This is a genomic window from Pseudomonas sp. AOB-7, assembly GCF_003696305.1.
Taxonomy (GTDB): Bacteria; Pseudomonadota; Gammaproteobacteria; order Pseudomonadales; family Pseudomonadaceae; genus Aquipseudomonas.
Genome location: NZ_RFFK01000001.1, coordinates 788,916 through 804,932 on the forward strand (window position 1 = coordinate 788,916; position 16,017 = coordinate 804,932).

At 67.1% G+C, this 16,017-nt stretch carries 14 protein-coding genes and 1 pseudogene; 6 read left to right on the forward strand and 9 right to left on the reverse strand.

The genetic code is table 11. The features are described from left to right. The first annotated feature begins 110 nt into the window (after nt 1–110). Together EA796_RS03820 and EA796_RS03825 are read left to right on the forward strand one after the other, a co-directional pair. Complete coding sequence (locus tag EA796_RS03820) at nt 111–464, forward strand: 4a-hydroxytetrahydrobiopterin dehydratase (RefSeq protein WP_003241907.1); 354 nt, start codon at nt 111–113, stop codon at nt 462–464. After that, nucleotides 461–1,657, forward strand: a complete 1,197-nt coding sequence (locus EA796_RS03825; protein WP_122107579.1) for an amino acid aminotransferase — start codon at nt 461–463, stop codon at nt 1,655–1,657. The genes EA796_RS03820 and EA796_RS03825 overlap by 4 nt, the downstream gene beginning before the upstream one ends. 25 nt (nt 1,658–1,682) lie before the next feature. Here EA796_RS03825 and EA796_RS03830 read toward each other — a convergent pair whose 3' ends face one another. The 3 genes from EA796_RS03830 to EA796_RS03840 are packed head-to-tail and all read right to left on the reverse strand — an operon-like array spanning nt 1,683 to nt 3,682. Further along, nucleotides 1,683–1,916: an anti-sigma factor gene (locus tag EA796_RS03830; protein WP_122107580.1), complete on the reverse strand. Its 234-nt coding sequence runs from the start codon at nt 1,914–1,916 to the stop codon at nt 1,683–1,685. Next, entirely contained in the window at nt 1,910–2,512 is a 603-nt protein-coding gene (locus EA796_RS03835) for an RNA polymerase sigma factor (RefSeq protein WP_021443647.1), read from the reverse strand. Before EA796_RS03835 ends, EA796_RS03830 begins: the two co-directional genes overlap by 7 nt. A 48-nt stretch (nt 2,513–2,560) precedes the next feature. Then, nucleotides 2,561–3,682: a beta-ketoacyl-ACP synthase III gene (locus EA796_RS03840; protein ID WP_122107681.1), complete on the reverse strand. Its 1,122-nt coding sequence runs from the start codon at nt 3,680–3,682 to the stop codon at nt 2,561–2,563. A gap of 322 nt (nt 3,683–4,004) precedes the next feature. On the opposite strand from EA796_RS03840, the gene EA796_RS03845 reads away from it, so the two are divergent. Next, nucleotides 4,005–5,078, forward strand: a complete 1,074-nt coding sequence (locus EA796_RS03845) for a hypothetical protein (protein WP_122107581.1) — start codon at nt 4,005–4,007, stop codon at nt 5,076–5,078. A 146-nt stretch (nt 5,079–5,224) separates the two neighbouring features. Then, the gene (locus tag EA796_RS03850; protein ID WP_122107582.1) at nt 5,225–6,835 is read left to right on the forward strand and encodes an FMN-binding glutamate synthase family protein; all 1,611 of its coding nucleotides are present in this window, start codon (nt 5,225–5,227) and stop codon (nt 6,833–6,835) included. 3 nt (nt 6,836–6,838) lie between these two features. Here EA796_RS03850 and EA796_RS03855 read toward each other — a convergent pair whose 3' ends face one another. After that, nucleotides 6,839–8,377 carry a methyl-accepting chemotaxis protein gene (locus tag EA796_RS03855; protein ID WP_122107583.1) on the reverse strand — a complete coding sequence of 513 codons (1,539 nt, stop codon included), beginning with the start codon at nt 8,375–8,377 and terminating at the stop codon, nt 6,839–6,841. A 201-nt stretch (nt 8,378–8,578) separates the two neighbouring features. On the opposite strand from EA796_RS03855, the gene EA796_RS03860 reads away from it, so the two are divergent. Further along, nucleotides 8,579–9,190: a LysE family translocator gene (locus tag EA796_RS03860; RefSeq protein ID WP_021442106.1), complete on the forward strand. Its 612-nt coding sequence runs from the start codon at nt 8,579–8,581 to the stop codon at nt 9,188–9,190. A 7-nt stretch (nt 9,191–9,197) separates the two neighbouring features. On the opposite strand, the gene EA796_RS03865 is transcribed toward EA796_RS03860, so the two are convergent. From EA796_RS03865 to EA796_RS03885, 5 genes and pseudogenes are all read right to left on the reverse strand, one after another. Next, the gene (locus EA796_RS03865; protein ID WP_122107584.1) at nt 9,198–10,283 is read right to left on the reverse strand and encodes an extracellular solute-binding protein; all 1,086 of its coding nucleotides are present in this window, start codon (nt 10,281–10,283) and stop codon (nt 9,198–9,200) included. 2 nt (nt 10,284–10,285) lie between these two features. After that, nucleotides 10,286–11,404, reverse strand: a complete 1,119-nt coding sequence (gene aguA, locus EA796_RS03870; RefSeq protein WP_122107585.1) for an agmatine deiminase — start codon at nt 11,402–11,404, stop codon at nt 10,286–10,288. A gap of 95 nt (nt 11,405–11,499) precedes the next feature. After that, nucleotides 11,500–12,387 (reverse strand): LysR substrate-binding domain-containing protein, encoded by an 888-nt coding sequence (locus EA796_RS03875; RefSeq protein WP_122107586.1) that lies wholly within the window; start codon nt 12,385–12,387, stop codon nt 11,500–11,502. Nucleotides 12,388–12,706: 319 nt separating this feature from the next. After that, nucleotides 12,707–13,561 (reverse strand): annotated as a pseudogene (locus EA796_RS03880) (universal stress protein); the annotation flags it as partial. 495 nt (nt 13,562–14,056) lie between these two features. Beyond that, entirely contained in the window at nt 14,057–14,482 is a 426-nt protein-coding gene (locus EA796_RS03885; protein ID WP_122107588.1) for a 3-isopropylmalate dehydratase, read from the reverse strand. Between the two features lie 243 nt (nt 14,483–14,725). On the opposite strand from EA796_RS03885, the gene EA796_RS03890 reads away from it, so the two are divergent. Next, nucleotides 14,726–16,015: a M18 family aminopeptidase gene (locus EA796_RS03890; RefSeq protein ID WP_122107589.1), complete on the forward strand. Its 1,290-nt coding sequence runs from the start codon at nt 14,726–14,728 to the stop codon at nt 16,013–16,015. Nucleotides 16,016–16,017 lie beyond the last annotated feature (2 nt).

Genomic DNA, 16,017 nt, shown 5'->3' on the forward strand with positions numbered 1-16,017 from the left:
ACCTACGCTCACCCTGGAACTCTGGGGCGAGTAGCCCGGATGAAATCCGGGATCGCCCGCAGACATGACCCCGGATTTCATCCGGGCTACAAAAAATCAGGAGAAAACCCATGAGCCTTGCCCAAGCCCAATGCGAAGCCTGCCGCGCCGATGCGCCGAAGGTGTCCGATGAAGAACTGGCCGAACTGATCCGCGAGATTCCGGACTGGAACATCGAGGTGCGCGGCGACCATATGGAGCTGGAGCGCGTGTACCTGTTCAAGAACTTCCGCCACGCCCTGGCCTTCACCAACGCGGTCGGCGCCATCGCCGAGGAAGTCGGCCACCACCCCGCCCTGCTCACCGAATGGGGCAAGGTCACCGTCACCTGGTGGAGCCACGAGATGCGCGGCCTGCACCGCAACGACTTCATCATGGCCGCGCGTACCGACGTGCTCGCCGCCGCTGCCGAGGGTCGCAAGTGAGCCATTTCGCCAAGGTTGCCCGGGTGCCGGGCGACCCGATCCTGGGCCTGATGGAGGCCTATCGCCAGGACCGCCACCCGGCCAAGCTGGACCTGGGCGTCGGCGTGTACAAGGACGCCCAGGGCCTGACGCCGATTCCCCGTGCGGTCAAGCTGGCCGAGCAGCGTCTGATCAAATCCGAGCTGACCAAGACCTACGTCGGCGGCCATGGCGATGCGGCCTTCGCCGAACGCCTCAGCCAGTTGGTGCTGGGCGCGGATTCGCCGCTGCTGGCCGGCCGGCGCGCCGGCGCCACGCAGACGCCCGGCGGCACCGGCGCCCTGCGCCTGGCCGGCGAGTTCATCCGCCACTGCCTGCCGGGGCGCGGCATCTGGCTGAGCGACCCGACCTGGCCGATCCACGAAACCCTGTTCGCCGAGGCCGGGCTCAAGGTCGGCCACTACCCCTACGTCGGCGCCGACAACCGCCTGGACGTGGAGGCGATGATCGCGGCGCTGGCCCAGCTGCCCAAGGGCGACGTGGTGCTGCTGCACGCCAGCTGCCACAACCCCACCGGCTTCGACCTCGGCCCGCGCGACTTCAAGCGCGTGCTGGAGGTGGTCAAGGCACGCGAGCTGCTGCCGTTGATCGACTTCGCCTACCAGGGCTTCGGCGACGGCCTGGAGCAGGACGCCTGGGCCGTACGCCTGTTCGCCGCCGAGCTGCCGGAGCTGCTGATCACCAGCTCCTGCTCGAAGAACTTCGGCCTGTACCGCGAACGCACCGGCGCGCTGATCGTCTGCGCTGGCGATGCCGGCAAGCTCGTCGATATCCGCAGCCAGCTGGCCTCGATCGCCCGCAACCTGTGGTCGACACCGCCGGCCCACGGCGCCGCGGTGGTCGCCGAGATTCTCGGCGACGCCGAGCTCCGGAGCCTGTGGCAGGACGAACTGGAGAGCATGCGCCTGCGCGTGGCCAGCCTGCGCCGCGGTCTGGTCGAGGCGCTGGCGCCGCACGGGTTGAGCGAGCGCTTCGCGCATATCGCCGAGCAGCGCGGCATGTTCTCCTACACCGGCCTGACGCCCGTGCAGGTGCAGCGCCTGCGCGAGGAATTCAGCGTGTATATGGTCGGCAGCGGGCGCGCCAACGTCGCCGGGCTGGATGCCGGCCGCCTGGAGCAGTTGGCCAGCGCCATCGCGCGGGTCTGCAGCTGAGCACAGGTACGAGGGCCTGGCGCCCTCAGTCGCCCCTGCGCCGCGCCTCGGCCAGGCGCGCGGCCAGGGCGTCCAGTTCAGGCACGGCAGCGTCGGGCAGCTGGCGCAGCACCGCCTGGGTCAGTTTCAGCTGGCGAATGAAACGCCGGCAGCGCACGCACATGGCCAGGTGCGCACGCACCGCCAGGCGCTGGCGCAGGCTCAGCTGGCCGTCGAGAAAATCGCTGGACTGGGCCACCAGTTCCTTGCAGTTCAGCATTGCCCGGTCTCCTCGAAATGCTCCAGGGTGGCGAAGACTTTCAGGCGCGCACGATGCAGCAGCACGCGGACATTGGAGAGCGAGATGTCGAGAAGATTACAGATCGCCTCCAGCTCCAGGCCCTGACGCTCGCGCAGCACCAGCACGCTGGCCTGCAGTTCGGACAGGCTGGCCAGGGTCTTGTCCAGGCACTCGCGCAGCTCGCGCTCGGTGAGCAGGGCCTCGGGGCTGTCCTGGTGCCAGGCATGCGGCGCCAGCAGCCAGTGACCGTCATCGGAGAAACGCTCCTCGCCGACGCTGCCGTGCGGGCCCGGCAGGTCATCGAGCAGCACCTCGCGACGATTGTGCTTGAGGCGGGTCTTGGCGGTATTGGCGGTGATGGTCAGCAGCCAGGTCTTCAGACTGGCACGGCCCTGGAAGCCCTCCAGGCTGCGCACCACGGCGAGCCAGGCGTCCTGCACCACCTCGTCGGCATGGCGACTGCCGACTATGGCGTAGGCCACCGCGCGCATCGCCCCCTGGTAGGTGGCGACCAGCTCGCGGTAGGCCTGCTGCTCGCCGGCCAGTAGACGCTCCAGCAGATCGCCGTCCGTCATGGCTCTCCCCGAGGGTGCGCCGCGCGCACCGCAGCCGTGTTGGCAGGATCAGCGCTTGCGCAGAATCACGCTGCCGATGGAATAACCGGCGCCGAACGAGCTGAGCACGCCGAGGCTGCCGGCCGCCAGGTCGTCCTGGTGCTTGTGCAGGGCGATCACCGAACCGGCCGAGCTGGTGTTGGCGTAGGTGTCGAGGATCACCGGCGCCTCGTGGGGCTCGGCGTCGCGGCCGAGCAGCTTGCGCGCGATCAGCAGGTTCATGTTGAGGTTGGCCTGGTGCAGCCAGAAGCGCTTGACGTCGCCAACGTTGAGCTGGTTTTCCGCCAGGTGCGCGGCGATCAGCTCGGCGACCATCGGGCAGACGTCCTTGAACACCTTGCGGCCTTCCTGGACGAACAGCTTGTCGCGGGCACCCACGCCCTCTTCCGCGGCGCGGTTGAGGAAGCCGAAGTTGTTGCGGATGTTGTTGGAAAACTGGGTCAGCAGCTTGGTGCCGAGGATGTCCCACTGATACGGGGAGGTGGCCAGGTCGGCCCGCTCGATGATCACCGCGGTGGCGGCGTCGCCGAAGATGAAGTGGCTATCGCGGTCGCGGAAGTTCAGGTGGCCGGTGCAGATTTCCGGGTTGACCATCAGGATGGCCCGCGCCTGGCCGGTCTGCACCGCGTTGGTGGCGGCCTGGATGCCGAAGGTGGCCGAGCTGCAGGCGACGTTCATGTCGTAGCCCCAGCCGTCGATGCCGAGTGCGGCCTGCACTTCGATGGCCACCGCCGGGTAGGCACGCTGCAGGTTGGAGCAGGCGACTATCACCCCGTCGATATCGGCGACGGTCTTGCCGGCGCGCTCCAGCGCCTGCTTGGCCGCGGCCACGGACATCTCGCAGAGGATGCCCCAGTCCTCGTTGGAACGCTCGGGGATGCGCGGCACCATGCGTTGCGGGTCGAGGATGCCGGCCTTGTCGATGACGAAACGGCTCTTGATCCCGGAGGCCTTCTCGATGAAGGCACTGCTCGACTCGGTCAGCGCCTCGACCTCGCCGCGGGCGATGGCCTCGGCGTTGTCGGCATTGAATTGCTGCACGTAGGCATTGAAGGATGCCACCAGTTCGTCGTTGGAAATGCTGTTGGCCGGGGTGTACAGGCCGGTACCACTGATCACGACGTTATGCACGGTCATTCCTCTTGTTCTCGACCGCAAGCAGCGGCCGGTTATGCGCTGAACCTTGGCCAACAGGGCCAAGTGGTAAAAAGGCTGGCCGAACGCTGCCACGTTCTGCTACTGGCCGCTGAGTTTGCCACAGGCACAGGGCCTTCGTCCGCTCTGCTGACAAGCGTTTAGCGGACAATAGAACGGCTATTGAGGCAAAGATGAGCACAACGGGCCATGGCGCACACAGCGGCGCCAAGCGCGGAGCGCTCACCCGTTTGGGCGATTCGAAATTGTCCGACAATCTATAGGCTGCTGGCACCTCATAACAATAAAAGGTCCCGCCATGCGCCAGTTCCTCTTGCTGCTCGTACTGGGCTTCTCTTCCCTGACCCAGGCCGCCGTCGGCGTCTTCCCCGACAGCACCTTCCAGAACCTCGATCATGGTCTGTACTGGTTCGGCTACGGCGACAGCTGGCAGAAAGCCGTGCCCGGCCAGAGCAATGCCTATTTCAGCAACAGCAAGCCCACCGTCATCTACATCCACGGCTGGCAGAACGGCGCTACCCAGAGGAAGAACCGCGAAACCTTCAACCGCAAGGATGCCGGCGGCCCGGACCTGGACCTGGCCCATGCCTGGCTCGTCGCCGGCTACAACGTCGGCATCCTGTACTGGAACCAGTTCGCCGACGAGGGCGAGGTGAAGGACGCCGAAGCCAAGATCTGGAGCGCCAGCGGCCCGCGCGGCATGCGCTGGCGCAACAGCAGCGGGGTCTACAGCAGCGGTCCGAACAAGTCGGCCGGCGACCTGCTGTTCGATCACTACAAGGCCAACCTGGCCAGCTACAGCGGCAACAACATCCGCCTGCTCGGCCACTCCCTGGGCAACCAGCTGGCCATCGTCCTGACCAAGAAAATCAGCGATGCGGTCAGCGCCGGCAGCCTCAACAGCCGCCTGCTGCCGAAGCGCGTGGCCCTGCTCGACCCCTTCTATTCCAATCAAGCCAAGAGCTGGCTGAACAATCGCTGGGTCGGAGAAGTGTGCCGCAGCTACGTCAGCGAACTGAAAGGCAAGGGGGTGATCTTCGAGGCGTACCGCACCTCGGCGGTGACCAGCACGGTGTTCGTCGGCGACGCCAATACCGGCCTGATGAACATGACCGCGTTCACCGAACTCAAGCCCTGGTACTTCAACGCCACCCAGCAGACCGAGAAGCACAATGCCGCCGTCTGGCACTACCTCTGGTCATTCAGCTTCAACCCGCCGCCGATCAGCGGCAGCAGCAACCAGGCCGCCTCGGCGCGCACCGCCGAAAGCCGCATCGGCACCTTGATGAACGGCAGCACGAAGCTGGTGCACGACCTCGGCGCCTATACCAAGGAGCCTTCGGACGACAACTTCAAGAGCGTCAACCGCTGAACCCCCGCCCCCTGCCGACAGGCAGGGGGTTGCCTGGAACGCGCGCGATGGCCCGGCGCAGCCACCGCGATGCACATCGGACTTGACCCGGACTGGCGCCAGGCGTCTAGAGTGAAGCTTTGCGCCATCAGGACGCCGGAGCCCACATGAATCTCTCGCTACTCAGCCGCTACGCCTTTTTCGCCTTCTGTGTGCTGTTCACCCTGGCCAGCCTGCCCTTTCTCCAGCACGAATGGCTGTGGCCCTTCACCCTGCTCGCCGCCGCACTCAGCCTGATCGGCATCGGCGACCTGCTGCAGACGCGCCAGGCGGTGCGGCGCAACTACCCGATCCTGGGCAATATCCGCTACCTGGTCGAGGGCATCCGCCCGGAGATCCGCCAGTACCTGCTCGAAGGCGACAGCGAGCAGCTGCCGTTTTCCCGCGCGCAGCGCTCGCTGGTCTACGCGCGGGCCAAGAACGAGGGCGCCGACAAGCCCTTCGGCACTTTGAGCGACGTGTACCAGAACGGCTTCGAGTTCATCAGCCACTCCATGCGCCCGGCGCCGCTGAGCGACCCCTGCAGCTTTCGCGTGCCGATCGGTGGGCCGCAGTGCCGCCAGCCGTACTCGGCGTCGCTGTTCAACGTCTCGGCGATGAGCTTCGGCTCGCTCAGCGCCAATGCCATCCGCGCGCTGAACCAGGGCGCCAGGCTCGGCAACTTCTACCACGACACCGGCGAAGGCAGCATCAGCCCCTACCACCGCGAGCACGGCGGCGACCTGGTGTGGGAGCTCGGTAGCGGCTACTTCGGCTGCCGCACCGACGACGGCCAGTTCGACCCCGAACGCTTCGCCGCCCAAGCCTGCGATCCGCAGGTGAAGATGATCGAGATCAAGCTCAGCCAGGGCGCCAAGCCCGGCCACGGCGGCATCCTGCCCAAGCACAAGGTCACCGCGGAAATCGCCAGCACCCGCGGTGTGCCCATGGGCCAGGACTGCATCTCGCCGTCGCGCCACAGCGCCTTTGCCACCCCCATCGAGCTGCTGCAGTTCATCGCCAGGCTGCGCGAACTCTCGGGCGGCAAACCGGTGGGCTTCAAGTTCTGCCTGGGCCATCCCTGGGAGTTCATGGCCATCGCCAAGGCCATGCTGGAGACCGGCATCCTGCCCGACTTCATCGTGGTCGACGGCAAGGAAGGCGGCACCGGCGCGGCGCCGCTGGAGTTCACCGATCACCTCGGCGTGCCGCTGCGCGAGGGCCTGCTGTTCGTCCACAACACCCTGGTCGGCTGCAAGCTGCGCGACCAGATCAAGCTCGGCGCCAGCGGCAAGATCGTCAGCGCCTTCGACATCGCCCGGGTGCTGGCCATCGGCGCCGACTGGGCCAACTCGGCGCGCGGCTTCATGTTCGCCATCGGCTGCATCCAGAGCCAGAGCTGCCACACCAACAAGTGCCCGACCGGCGTGGCCACCCAGGACCCGCTGCGCCAGCGCGCCCTGGTGGTCGAGGACAAGGCCCAGCGGGTACACAACTTCCACCGCAACACGCTCAAGGCGCTGGCCGAGATGCTCGCCGCCGCCGGCCTCGAGCACCCCGCGCAGATCGACGCCAAGCACCTGGTGCAGCGCATGTCCGCCACCGAGATCAAGCTGTTTTCCCAGCAGCACGTGTTCCTCGCCCCCGGCGAGCTGCTCGGCGGGCAGATCGGCGGCGAGTTCTACGAACGCATGTGGCGGATGGCGCGGGCCGACAGCTTCGAGCCGGCGCCGGCCTGAGGCTCAGGCCGGCTGCAAGCGATAGCCTTCGGCGCTGGCGACCACCTCGACATCGGCGACCACCGGCGCCGCGCCGCTGACATGGAATTCGCTGCACAGCTGGCCCAGGTTACCGGCCAACTGCTCCAGGCGCTGGCTGTCGTGCGCCACCTCCTGGGCATCGCGCGCGGTGTCGTCGGCGATGCTGCGCACCTGCTGGATCAGCCGCCCCACCTCGCTGGTCGCCGCCAGTTGCTCGCGGGTCGACACGCCGATGGACTGGATGGCCTCGATCGAGCGGTGCACGTTGCCCAGCAGGTCGACGGTCTGCTCGGTGTAGCCGACGCAGCGCGCCACCCCGGCGTGGCTGGCCTGCATCGCCGCCACCGCCCGCGCGCTGCCCTGCTGCAGGCTGGCGATCAGCTCGCGAATCTCGCCGGTGGCCTGCTGGGTGCGCCGCGCCAGCTGGCGCACCTCGTCGGCGACCACGGCGAAACCGCGGCCCTGTTCTCCGGCGCGCGCCGCCTCGATGGCGGCGTTGAGCGCCAGCAGGTTGGTCTGCTCCGCCACCGCGCCGATCACCTCGAGCACCCGGCCGATCTGCTGGCTGCTGTCGGCCAGGGCCTGCACCACCCCGGCGGCGCCCTGCAGGTCGCGCTCCAGCTCGAGAATGCCGGTCTGCGTGGCGCCGATCGCCTGCGCCCCGGCGCTGGCGTCGCGGTCGGCCTGCTGCGCGGTGTGCGCGGCCTGCTCGGCATCCGCCGAGACCTGCACCACGGCCTGGGTCAGCTGTTCGATGGCGCCGCCCATCTGCGCGGTGGCCCCCAGCAGGGCCTCGGCGCACTGGTTCAGCTCGGCGGTGGAGCGGCTCAGGTGACGGCTGGTGTCGTGCAACTCGCCGCCGGCGGCGACCACCCGGCTGACCAGTTGATCGAGCAAACCGAGAAAGCGGTTGAAGCGCTGCGCCAGGCGATTGCCGGCGCCGCTGCGGTAGGCCAGGTCGACCGGCTCGCCCTCGCGCAGCAGGTGCGCCGAGGTGCGCTGCAGGTCCTCGCTGGCCGCCGCCTCGCGCGCACCGTGCACGGCCAGTACCAGCAGCACCAGGGTTTCCGCCACCACGTAGGCGGCGTGGATGAAGATCACCGGCCAGCCGCCGTCGCCGCGCACCACCCAGACCTGGGCGCCGCCCTGCTGCAGGGCGAAGAACACCACGTGATGCACGGCGATGACCGCGGCCGCGCAGAGAATCGGCAGCCAGTCGCGGTAATAGAGCAGAAAGGCCAGCAGCACGAAGACGCTGAAGTGCATCTCCAGCATGCCGTGGCTCTGCTGGATATGCAGCGCGGCCAGCACCATGAAGGCCACGCCCATCAGGCAGCGGTAGGCGCGGCTGCCGCCGATCAGCCGGTACAGCAGACTCAGGCTCGAGGCCGTGCCGCCGCCGATCACCAGCGCGGCGGCCCAGGTGTCGTGCCAGAAGGCCAGGCCGAAGGCATACAGGGTGATGAGCCAGAGCACGCCGAGCATCAGGCGGTCGGCTTGCAGATGGAATTGGCTGAACATGAGAAGCCTCCCTGGCAGGCACGCGAATGGGGCGATTTATTCTTATTGGCGACTGAAATCTAGCACGCTTGTGCAATAAAGCGACGATAGACACGAGCAAAGTGCCACTACAGCAAACCTTCACACCCTGCCGCCCTCCCTTTACCCGCTAAGCGCGCTGGGCCAGACTCGCAGCACCTTCCCGCCGCCCTGGATCGCATCATGGCCCTGCATACCTGGTTGCTGTTTCTCGTCGCCGTGATCGGCCTGTCGCTGACGCCCGGCCCCAACGGCCTGCTGGCGCTGACCCACGGCGCGCTCTACGGTCACCGCAAGGCCAGCTGGACGGTGTTCGGCGGCGTGCTCGGCTTCGCCCTGCTGATGGCCCTGTCGATGTTCGGCCTGGCCGCCCTGCTCAAGGCCTCGGCCGATGCCCTGCTGGTGCTCAAGTGGATCGGCGGCGCCTACCTGATCTGGCTCGGCATCCAGCTCTGGCGGGCGCCGGCGCTGCACCTGACGGTCGCCGGCCAGGGCGCGCAGAAACCCGCCGCCGCGCTGTTTCGCCAGGGCCTGCTGGCGGCGCTGTCCAACCCCAAGGTGATCCTGTTCTTCGGCGCCTTCCTGCCGCAGTTCCTCGACCCGGCGCGCAGCCTGTGGCAACAGTTCGCGGTGATGGCGCTGACTTTCGCCCTGGTCGAAGGCCTGGTGGAATACCTGCTGGCGCGCATGGCGCAGCGCATCCGTCCCTGGCTGGAGCGCAGCGGCCGCGGCTTCAATCGCGGCTGCGGCGGCCTGTTCGCGCTGATGGGTGCCGCCCTGCCGCTGAGCCGCTGAGGGGCCGCTACTTGCCCGATTTCAGCCGACTGAAGGCGCGGGTCAGGGCGCGGTTGAACTCGCGGCCGTTGTCGTTCTTGCTGTACAGCGTGGCGCGCAGCTCGGCCGACGGGTAGGTGCCGGGGTCGGCGAGCAGCGCCGGGTCGACGAAGGCGTCGGCCGCCGGCACCGCGTTGGCGTAGTAGATGCTGTTGCTGATGGCGCCGATCACCTCGGGGCTCATCAGATGGTCCATCAGCGCCAGGCCGGCCTCGGGGTGCGGTGCGTCCGCCGGGATGACCATGGCGTCGAACCAGATCAGCGCGCCCTCGCGGGGGATGCGGTAGCTCAGTCGGTAGTCCTTGCCGGCCTGCTCGGCCTGCGCCGCAGCGATGGCGACGTTGCCGTTCCAGGCCATCGCCAGGCAGGTGTTGCCGTTGGCCAGGTCGCTGATATTGCGGTCGTTGTCGAAGTAGCGGATATGCGGCCTGACCTTGGCCAGGTGGGCCTCGGCGGCCTTGAGGTCGTCGAGGTTCTGCCGGTTGATATCCAACCCCAGGTAGCGGAAGGCGGCGGCGAACACCTCGTTGGGGTCGTTGAGCAAGCTCACCCCGCAGTCGGCGAAGCGCGCCACCACGGCCGGGTCCATCAGCATCGCCCAGCTGCCGGTCGGCGCGTCACTCATGCGCGCGGCGATGGCCTCCTGCTGGTAGCCGAAGCCGGTGGTGCCCCAGACGTACAGCCCGGCGTAACGGTTGCCCGGATCGAAGGTGGCCATATGTGCGGTGAACTCCGCATCCAGCCCGGCGAAGTGCGGCAGGCGCGACTTGTCCAGCTCCTGCAGTGCGCCGCTGGCGATGGCCCGGCTCAGGTGCTGGCCGGCGGTCAGCACCAGGTCGTAGCCGCTGCCGCCGGTAAGCAGCTTGGTTTCCACGGTTTCCAGCGAATCGAAGTGATCGACCACCACGCGGATGCCGGTCTTGGCCTCGAAGGACGCCAGGGTGTCCGGCGCCAGGTACTCGTTCCAGATATACAGATTGACCTGCTTGGCGGGCTCCGCCGCCTGCGCGGCGGCGGACAAGCCGAGGGCAATGCAGAGTGCGGACAGACGCATGGCTACACCTCCTGGCGCTGGGGCGCGGCGTACTGCGGCATGGTGATGCAGGCGACGTTGCCGCCGCCGAGGAGGATCTCCCGCGAGTTCTCGATACCGAGGATCCGGTGCCTGGGGAACAGCTCGGCCAAAGTGGCCTGGGCGATGCGGTCGTTGGCGTCGCCGAACAGCGGCAGGACGATGGCCGAGTTGCCGGCGTAGTAGTTGATATAGGAGGCGCAGATCTGCGTGCCGGCCTGACGGGTGTGGGTGGCGTCGTCCTGATCCAGGCCCTCGGCCTCGGCCGCCGTCCACTCCAGCACGCGCGGCTGCGGCAGCTTGTGCACCTCAAGCGCGCGGCCACGGGCGTCGCGGGTGCTGCGCAGGATGTCGTAGGCCTCCTGGTAGATCTCCCACTGCGGGTCGCTGCGGTCGTCGGTCCACTGCATCACCACCACGCCGGGGCGGACGAAGCAGGCCAGGTCGTCGATATGGCCGTCGGTTTCATCGAACTTGCAGCCGCGCGGCAGCCAGATCACCTGCTCGGCGCCCAGGTAGTCCAAGAGGCGCCGGGTCATCTCGTCCTTGCCCAGGTGGGCGTTGCGGTTGCGGTTGAGCAGGCACTGCTCGGTGGTCAGCAGGGTGCGCTGGCCATCGCTCTGGATGCCGCCCATCTCGGCGATGAAGGGGGCGCGGTAGCGCTCGAGGCCCTCGATCTCGAGGATCTTCTGGGCGATCTGGTCGTCCTTGTCCCAGGGGTAGTAGAGGCCGCCGTCGAGGCCGCCGTAGGCGTTGAACTCGAAGTCCACGCCACGCACCTCGCCGGACTCGTCGTTGACCAGGAAGGCCGGGCCGCTGTCGCGGAACCAGGTGTCGTTGCAGGTCATCTCCACCACCCGCACCTGGGCCGGCAACTGGCGGCGGGCGTTGGCGTACTGCGCCGCCGAGGCGCACACGGTGACCGGCTCGCTGCTGGCGATGGCACTGACGATCTCGACCCAGACCTTCTGCGCCGGCTTGCCGCCGTTGCGCCACACGTCCGGGCGCTCCGGCCAGCCGAGCCAGCAGCGGGCCTTGGGTTCGAATTCGCCGGGCAGGCGGAAGCCGTCGGCCTTGGGCAGGGAGGTCAGGGTACGGGCCATGGTGCGGGTCTCTCATTGGCTGGAAGTGACCCGACAGTACCCGCGGCAGAGCGGCCGCGACCAATGACGATTATCGCGGGATAGCTGAATTCAATTCACAGGTCGACCAGCTGATCAGTGAACCATTCGATGAAGCTGGCCACCGCCGGCTTGTCCAGGCGCAGACGCTCGCAGACCAGTGCGTACTGCCCCAGCGAGGCCACCTGGGCGGCGAACGGGCGCACCAGGCGGCCGCTGGCCAGGTCCTCGGCGCTGGTCAGGTTGTCGCCGATGGCCACGCCCTGGCCGCGCGCGGCGGCCTCCATGGTCAGCCCGGCATGGCCGAGGTAGAGGTGGCGCGCCGGCTGGATGTCGCCGGCGTGGGTGGTCAACCAGGCGGTCCAGGTCTTGCCGTCCTGGTCGTCGTGCAGCAGGCAGTGGCGGGCGAGATCGCGCGGGTGCTTGAGCGGCAGCTGGTTGAACAGGCCGGGGCTGCACACCGGGAAGAACTGCAGGGTCGGCAGCGGCCGCACAAAATAGGCGCTGGCGTCCTCGGGGCCGGTGCCGTAGGTGATCGCCAAGTCGATCTCGGCACCGGGCAAGGGCGCCTCCAGTGGCTGCTCGTGCAGGTGCAGGGTGATCTGCGGGTGGCGTTCGGCGAAATCGGCCAGGCGCCCGACCAACCACTTCTGCGCCAGCTCCACGGTCACCGCGATGCGCAGCTGCGCCTGCGAGCCGGGGTCGCGCAGCTCGTCGCAGGCCTCACCGATCAGCTCGAAGGCCTGCTGCAGGCTGTGCAACAGACGCCGCGCCTGCGGCGTCGGCCGCACCTGACGGCCCTCGCGCTGGAACAGCGCGGTACCGAGCTGCTCCTCCAGCTGGCGAATCTGGTGGCTGACCGCGCTGTCGGTGACGCACAGCTCGGCCGCGGCGCGGCCGAAGTGGGCGTGGCGCGCGGCGGCCTCGAAGGTACGCAGGGCGGTGAGCGAAGGCAGGCGGCGCATGGCGATCCCGGTTCCGGCAAAAGCCGCATCCTGGCTCAGGATAAACAGGCCGGCAAGCGCTGCGCATGGCTCTCCCCGCCCCTACTCCCGGCGCCTCTGCAAGCTCGGCCATGGCCAGTCGCTACGCTCGCCGACCGGGGCGAGCGTGCACTGGAGAGCGGAACGCCCCCTAGAGTTCTGGTGATCTGACAGACGCAGCCGCCACCCTCGGCGCCGGTATCTCGCAGCCGGCCTGCGTCGAGGGGGACTCCTGCGCCGCTGGGCTGTGACTGTAGGGCCAGGAGTGGATCGCTTGGCTGAGCGCGACATTCACCACCGGCGCCTCCAATTCCTCGAGATGGGTGAGGACATCCTCGGGCTTGAGCACCAGTACGTCGCAGTCCAGGCTGTCGAGCACCGTCTCGGCGGTGTTGCCGATCAGCGCACCGCTCAGACCGCTGCGCCCCACGCTGCCGATCACGCACAGCGCCACCTCGAAGCGCCTGGCAATGGCCGGGATCAGCGACTCCGCCGGTCCTTCCTCGATATGCAGGCGGACGTCCTCGATATTGAATTCGGCCTGCAGCGCCTTGCAGTGTTCCACATACATCGAGCGAATGCTCTCCTTGACCTGGTACACCGGATCCCCCGCCATCTGCTGCGGACAGGGATAGGCTGACATCAGGTGCAGGGTACCGCCGGTCATGCGGGCGATATCGTAGCCGTGGCCGACGATCCCGGCGTGCAGCAGCCGGTGGCTGATGTCCTCGTTGCCGGCGTCGATCGCCGCGAGGATGCTGCCGCCGAGCCAGGAAATCGCCGACTTGACGATCAGCACTGGGCAGGGGCAGTGACGCAGCAACTTCCAGTCTTCGGACGGCAGGAAGGTCTTGAGCAGCGGGTTGTCCGGGCGGTGCTGCTTGATCACCAGCCCGCAACCCTGAGCCTGCTGTACGGCGATGATGGTGCGGTGCTCGCACGGGCTCCATGCCTGTTCGCCAGTGACACTGAAACCCTCACGGCGTAGGTCGTCCACCACCGCCTGCAGATGGGCATCGGCGTCATTCTTTTTGTCGCAAATCAGCAAGTGCAGGTGAGACTGGGTGGAACTGGCAATCAACTTAGCTCTATTTAGTATTATTGGTTCAGGTTGCTTTACATCCATCACAACCAATGTGTTTCGGATGGTATGCATCTTCTGCGTCCTGTAAGTTTAATTAACTTATACCGGCCCCATGAACTTTACAGAGCCATACGACTCCTTTGTCCTTTTCCCAATCCGTGTTCTGGCCGGATATCGTGGAAACTGCTCAAGCTGCCCTATCGCAGGAAACGAGAGTACCGCCGAACCCCTGCGGCAAATACCGCACTACTGCTGCCGAGATTGCTCCGCGCCTGCAATGGCGTGGACAAAACGAGATCGACCGACTGCTGGCGCATAGGGTAACGCTACCGAACGCTGCGCCGAGAACCGGCCCTTGACAATCAAGTCAATGCGATAAATAACCCCGCCCGACAACTTTTTATTTTGGTGACTGTTTTCACGACCGACAAGTCCGCTGGTCGCACACGCAATTTATTTATCGCATAAGAAGAAAAGCTCTTATACGAAGTATCGGAAAAAACAATAAGTCAAATAACTTGGCGAAGCGCGAGAAAACGCCCCGAGTCCACCAGGCCAGACTCAGCGTCAGTGAGTTTCGGGCAGGATATCGAAGCCGCCCTTGTTCTGGCTGACGATACGGAAGGCATGGCTTTCGCCGGCCTTGACCGGCACCGCCAACTCGCGCAGCAGGCGGCCCATGCTGCACAGGGTGTCGTCCTGCTTGTCCAAAGTGATGCCCACCACGTGGGTGCCAGGCCGCACCTGGAAGGTCGCCACCTCGCCGACGCCGATGCGCGCGGCGACCTGGCGATCCACTTCGATGGCCACGTAGCAGCCACCGCCCAGCATGCCGAAGTCGCGATTGACGACGATCTGCGCGCTGCCCGCGCGGGCCTCCTGAAAGGCCAGCAGACGCTCGGCCGGCACCGGGCGGACATGTTCCGGGTCACCGCGAAAGGACGAGCAGCCGGCCAGCAACAACAACGGCAGAACGATAGGCAGCGAACGCATGAGGCCCTCCATGGGCGCGGTGGATGCCGTCTGAGTATTGGCGTGGGAAAGCCATCGGGCAAGCCATCGATCACGGCGATGCACCCCGGCCAGGCCCCGCAGGCTGTCGCGGTGCCGCCCAGGCCGCGCGCATCACCGGCACCGGTAGCGCGATAGACGCGAACTATCGTGCGCAAACGAGCGCGCAGCCGGCACAGGCCGAGGCAAATTGGTAAACTCGCGCCATCGTTGCCCGGAGTCCCTATGCGCGAAGAACTGAACCAAGGCCTGATCGACTTTCTCAACGCCTCGCCTACCCCCTTTCACGCCACCACCAGCCTGGCCATGCGCCTGGAGGCGGCCGGTTATCGCCACCTCGACGAGCGCGCGCCCTGGCACACCGAGGCCGGCGGCCGCTACTACGTGACCCGCAACGACTCCTCGCTGATCGCCTTCAAGCTCGGCAAGCGCCCGACCGTCGACGGCGGCATTCGCCTGGTCGGTGCGCATACCGACAGCCCCTGCCTGCGGGTCAAGCCCAACCCCGAGCTGCAGCGCCAGGGCTTCTTCCAGCTCGGCGTGGAAGTCTACGGCGGCGCCCTGCTCGCCCCCTGGTTCGACCGCGACCTGTCGCTCGCCGGCCGCGTGACCTACCGCCGCGACGGCAAGGTCGAGAGCCAGCTGATCGACTTCTACCAGCCCATCGCCGTGATCCCCAGCCTGGCCATCCACCTCAACCGCGAGGCCAACCAGGGCTGGGCGATCAACCCGCAGAACGAGCTGCCGCCGATCCTCGCCCAACTGGCCAGCAGCGAGACCGCCGACTTCCGAGCCCTGCTCAGCGAACAGCTGGCCATGGAGCACGACTTCAATGCCGATGCGGTGCTGGACTACGAGCTGAGTTTCTACGACACCCAGAGCGCCGCCATCGTCGGCCTCAATCAGGATTTCATCGCCGGCGCGCGCCTGGACAACCTGCTGTCCTGCTACGCCGGCCTGCAGGCGCTGATCGACTCCAGCGACGAGGAAACCTGCGTGCTGGTCTGCACCGACCATGAAGAGGTCGGTTCCTGCTCGGCCTGCGGCGCCGACGGCCCCTTCCTCGAACAGGTGCTGCGCCGCGTGCTGCCGGAGGGCGACGCCTTCGTGCGGACCATCCAGCGTTCGCTGCTGGTGTCGGCCGACAACGCCCACGGCGTGCACCCCAACTATGCCGACAAGCATGATGGCAACCACGGGCCCAAGCTCAACGCCGGCCCGGTGATCAAGATCAACAGCAACCAGCGCTACGCCACCAACAGCGAGACCGCCGGCTTCTTCCGCCACCTGTGCCTGGAGAACGAGGTGCCGGTGCAGAGCTTCGTGGTGCGCAGCGACATGGCCTGCGGCTCCACCATCGGCCCGCTCACCGCCAGCCAGCTGGGCGTACGCACCGTCGATATCGGCCTGCCCACCTTCGCCATGCACTCGATCCGCGAACTGGCCGGCAGCCACGACCTGGAGCACCTGGTGAAAGTGCTGAGTGCGTTTTACTCCAGCCCCGAATTGCCCTGAGA

What these genes read in the sequence shown, in the direction of transcription:
- EA796_RS03830 (WP_122107580.1), bottom strand. Translation starts at nt 1,916, where the DNA reads ATGCTGAACTGCAAGGAACTGGTGGCCCAGTCCAGCGATTTTCTCGAC.
- EA796_RS03885 (WP_122107588.1), bottom strand. Translation starts at nt 14,482, where the DNA reads ATGCGTTCGCTGCCTATCGTTCTGCCGTTGTTGTTGCTGGCCGGCTGC.
- EA796_RS03860 (WP_021442106.1), top strand. Translation starts at nt 8,579, where the DNA reads ATGGCCCTGCATACCTGGTTGCTGTTTCTCGTCGCCGTGATCGGCCTG.
- EA796_RS03855 (WP_122107583.1), bottom strand. Translation starts at nt 8,377, where the DNA reads ATGTTCAGCCAATTCCATCTGCAAGCCGACCGCCTGATGCTCGGCGTG.
- aguA (WP_122107585.1), bottom strand. Translation starts at nt 11,404, where the DNA reads ATGGCCCGTACCCTGACCTCCCTGCCCAAGGCCGACGGCTTCCGCCTG.
- EA796_RS03835 (WP_021443647.1), bottom strand. Translation starts at nt 2,512, where the DNA reads ATGACGGACGGCGATCTGCTGGAGCGTCTACTGGCCGGCGAGCAGCAG.
- EA796_RS03890 (WP_122107589.1), top strand. Translation starts at nt 14,726, where the DNA reads ATGCGCGAAGAACTGAACCAAGGCCTGATCGACTTTCTCAACGCCTCG.
- EA796_RS03865 (WP_122107584.1), bottom strand. Translation starts at nt 10,283, where the DNA reads ATGCGTCTGTCCGCACTCTGCATTGCCCTCGGCTTGTCCGCCGCCGCG.
- EA796_RS03875 (WP_122107586.1), bottom strand. Translation starts at nt 12,387, where the DNA reads ATGCGCCGCCTGCCTTCGCTCACCGCCCTGCGTACCTTCGAGGCCGCC.
- EA796_RS03850 (WP_122107582.1), top strand. Translation starts at nt 5,225, where the DNA reads ATGAATCTCTCGCTACTCAGCCGCTACGCCTTTTTCGCCTTCTGTGTG.
- EA796_RS03820 (WP_003241907.1), top strand. Translation starts at nt 111, where the DNA reads ATGAGCCTTGCCCAAGCCCAATGCGAAGCCTGCCGCGCCGATGCGCCG.
- EA796_RS03845 (WP_122107581.1), top strand. Translation starts at nt 4,005, where the DNA reads ATGCGCCAGTTCCTCTTGCTGCTCGTACTGGGCTTCTCTTCCCTGACC.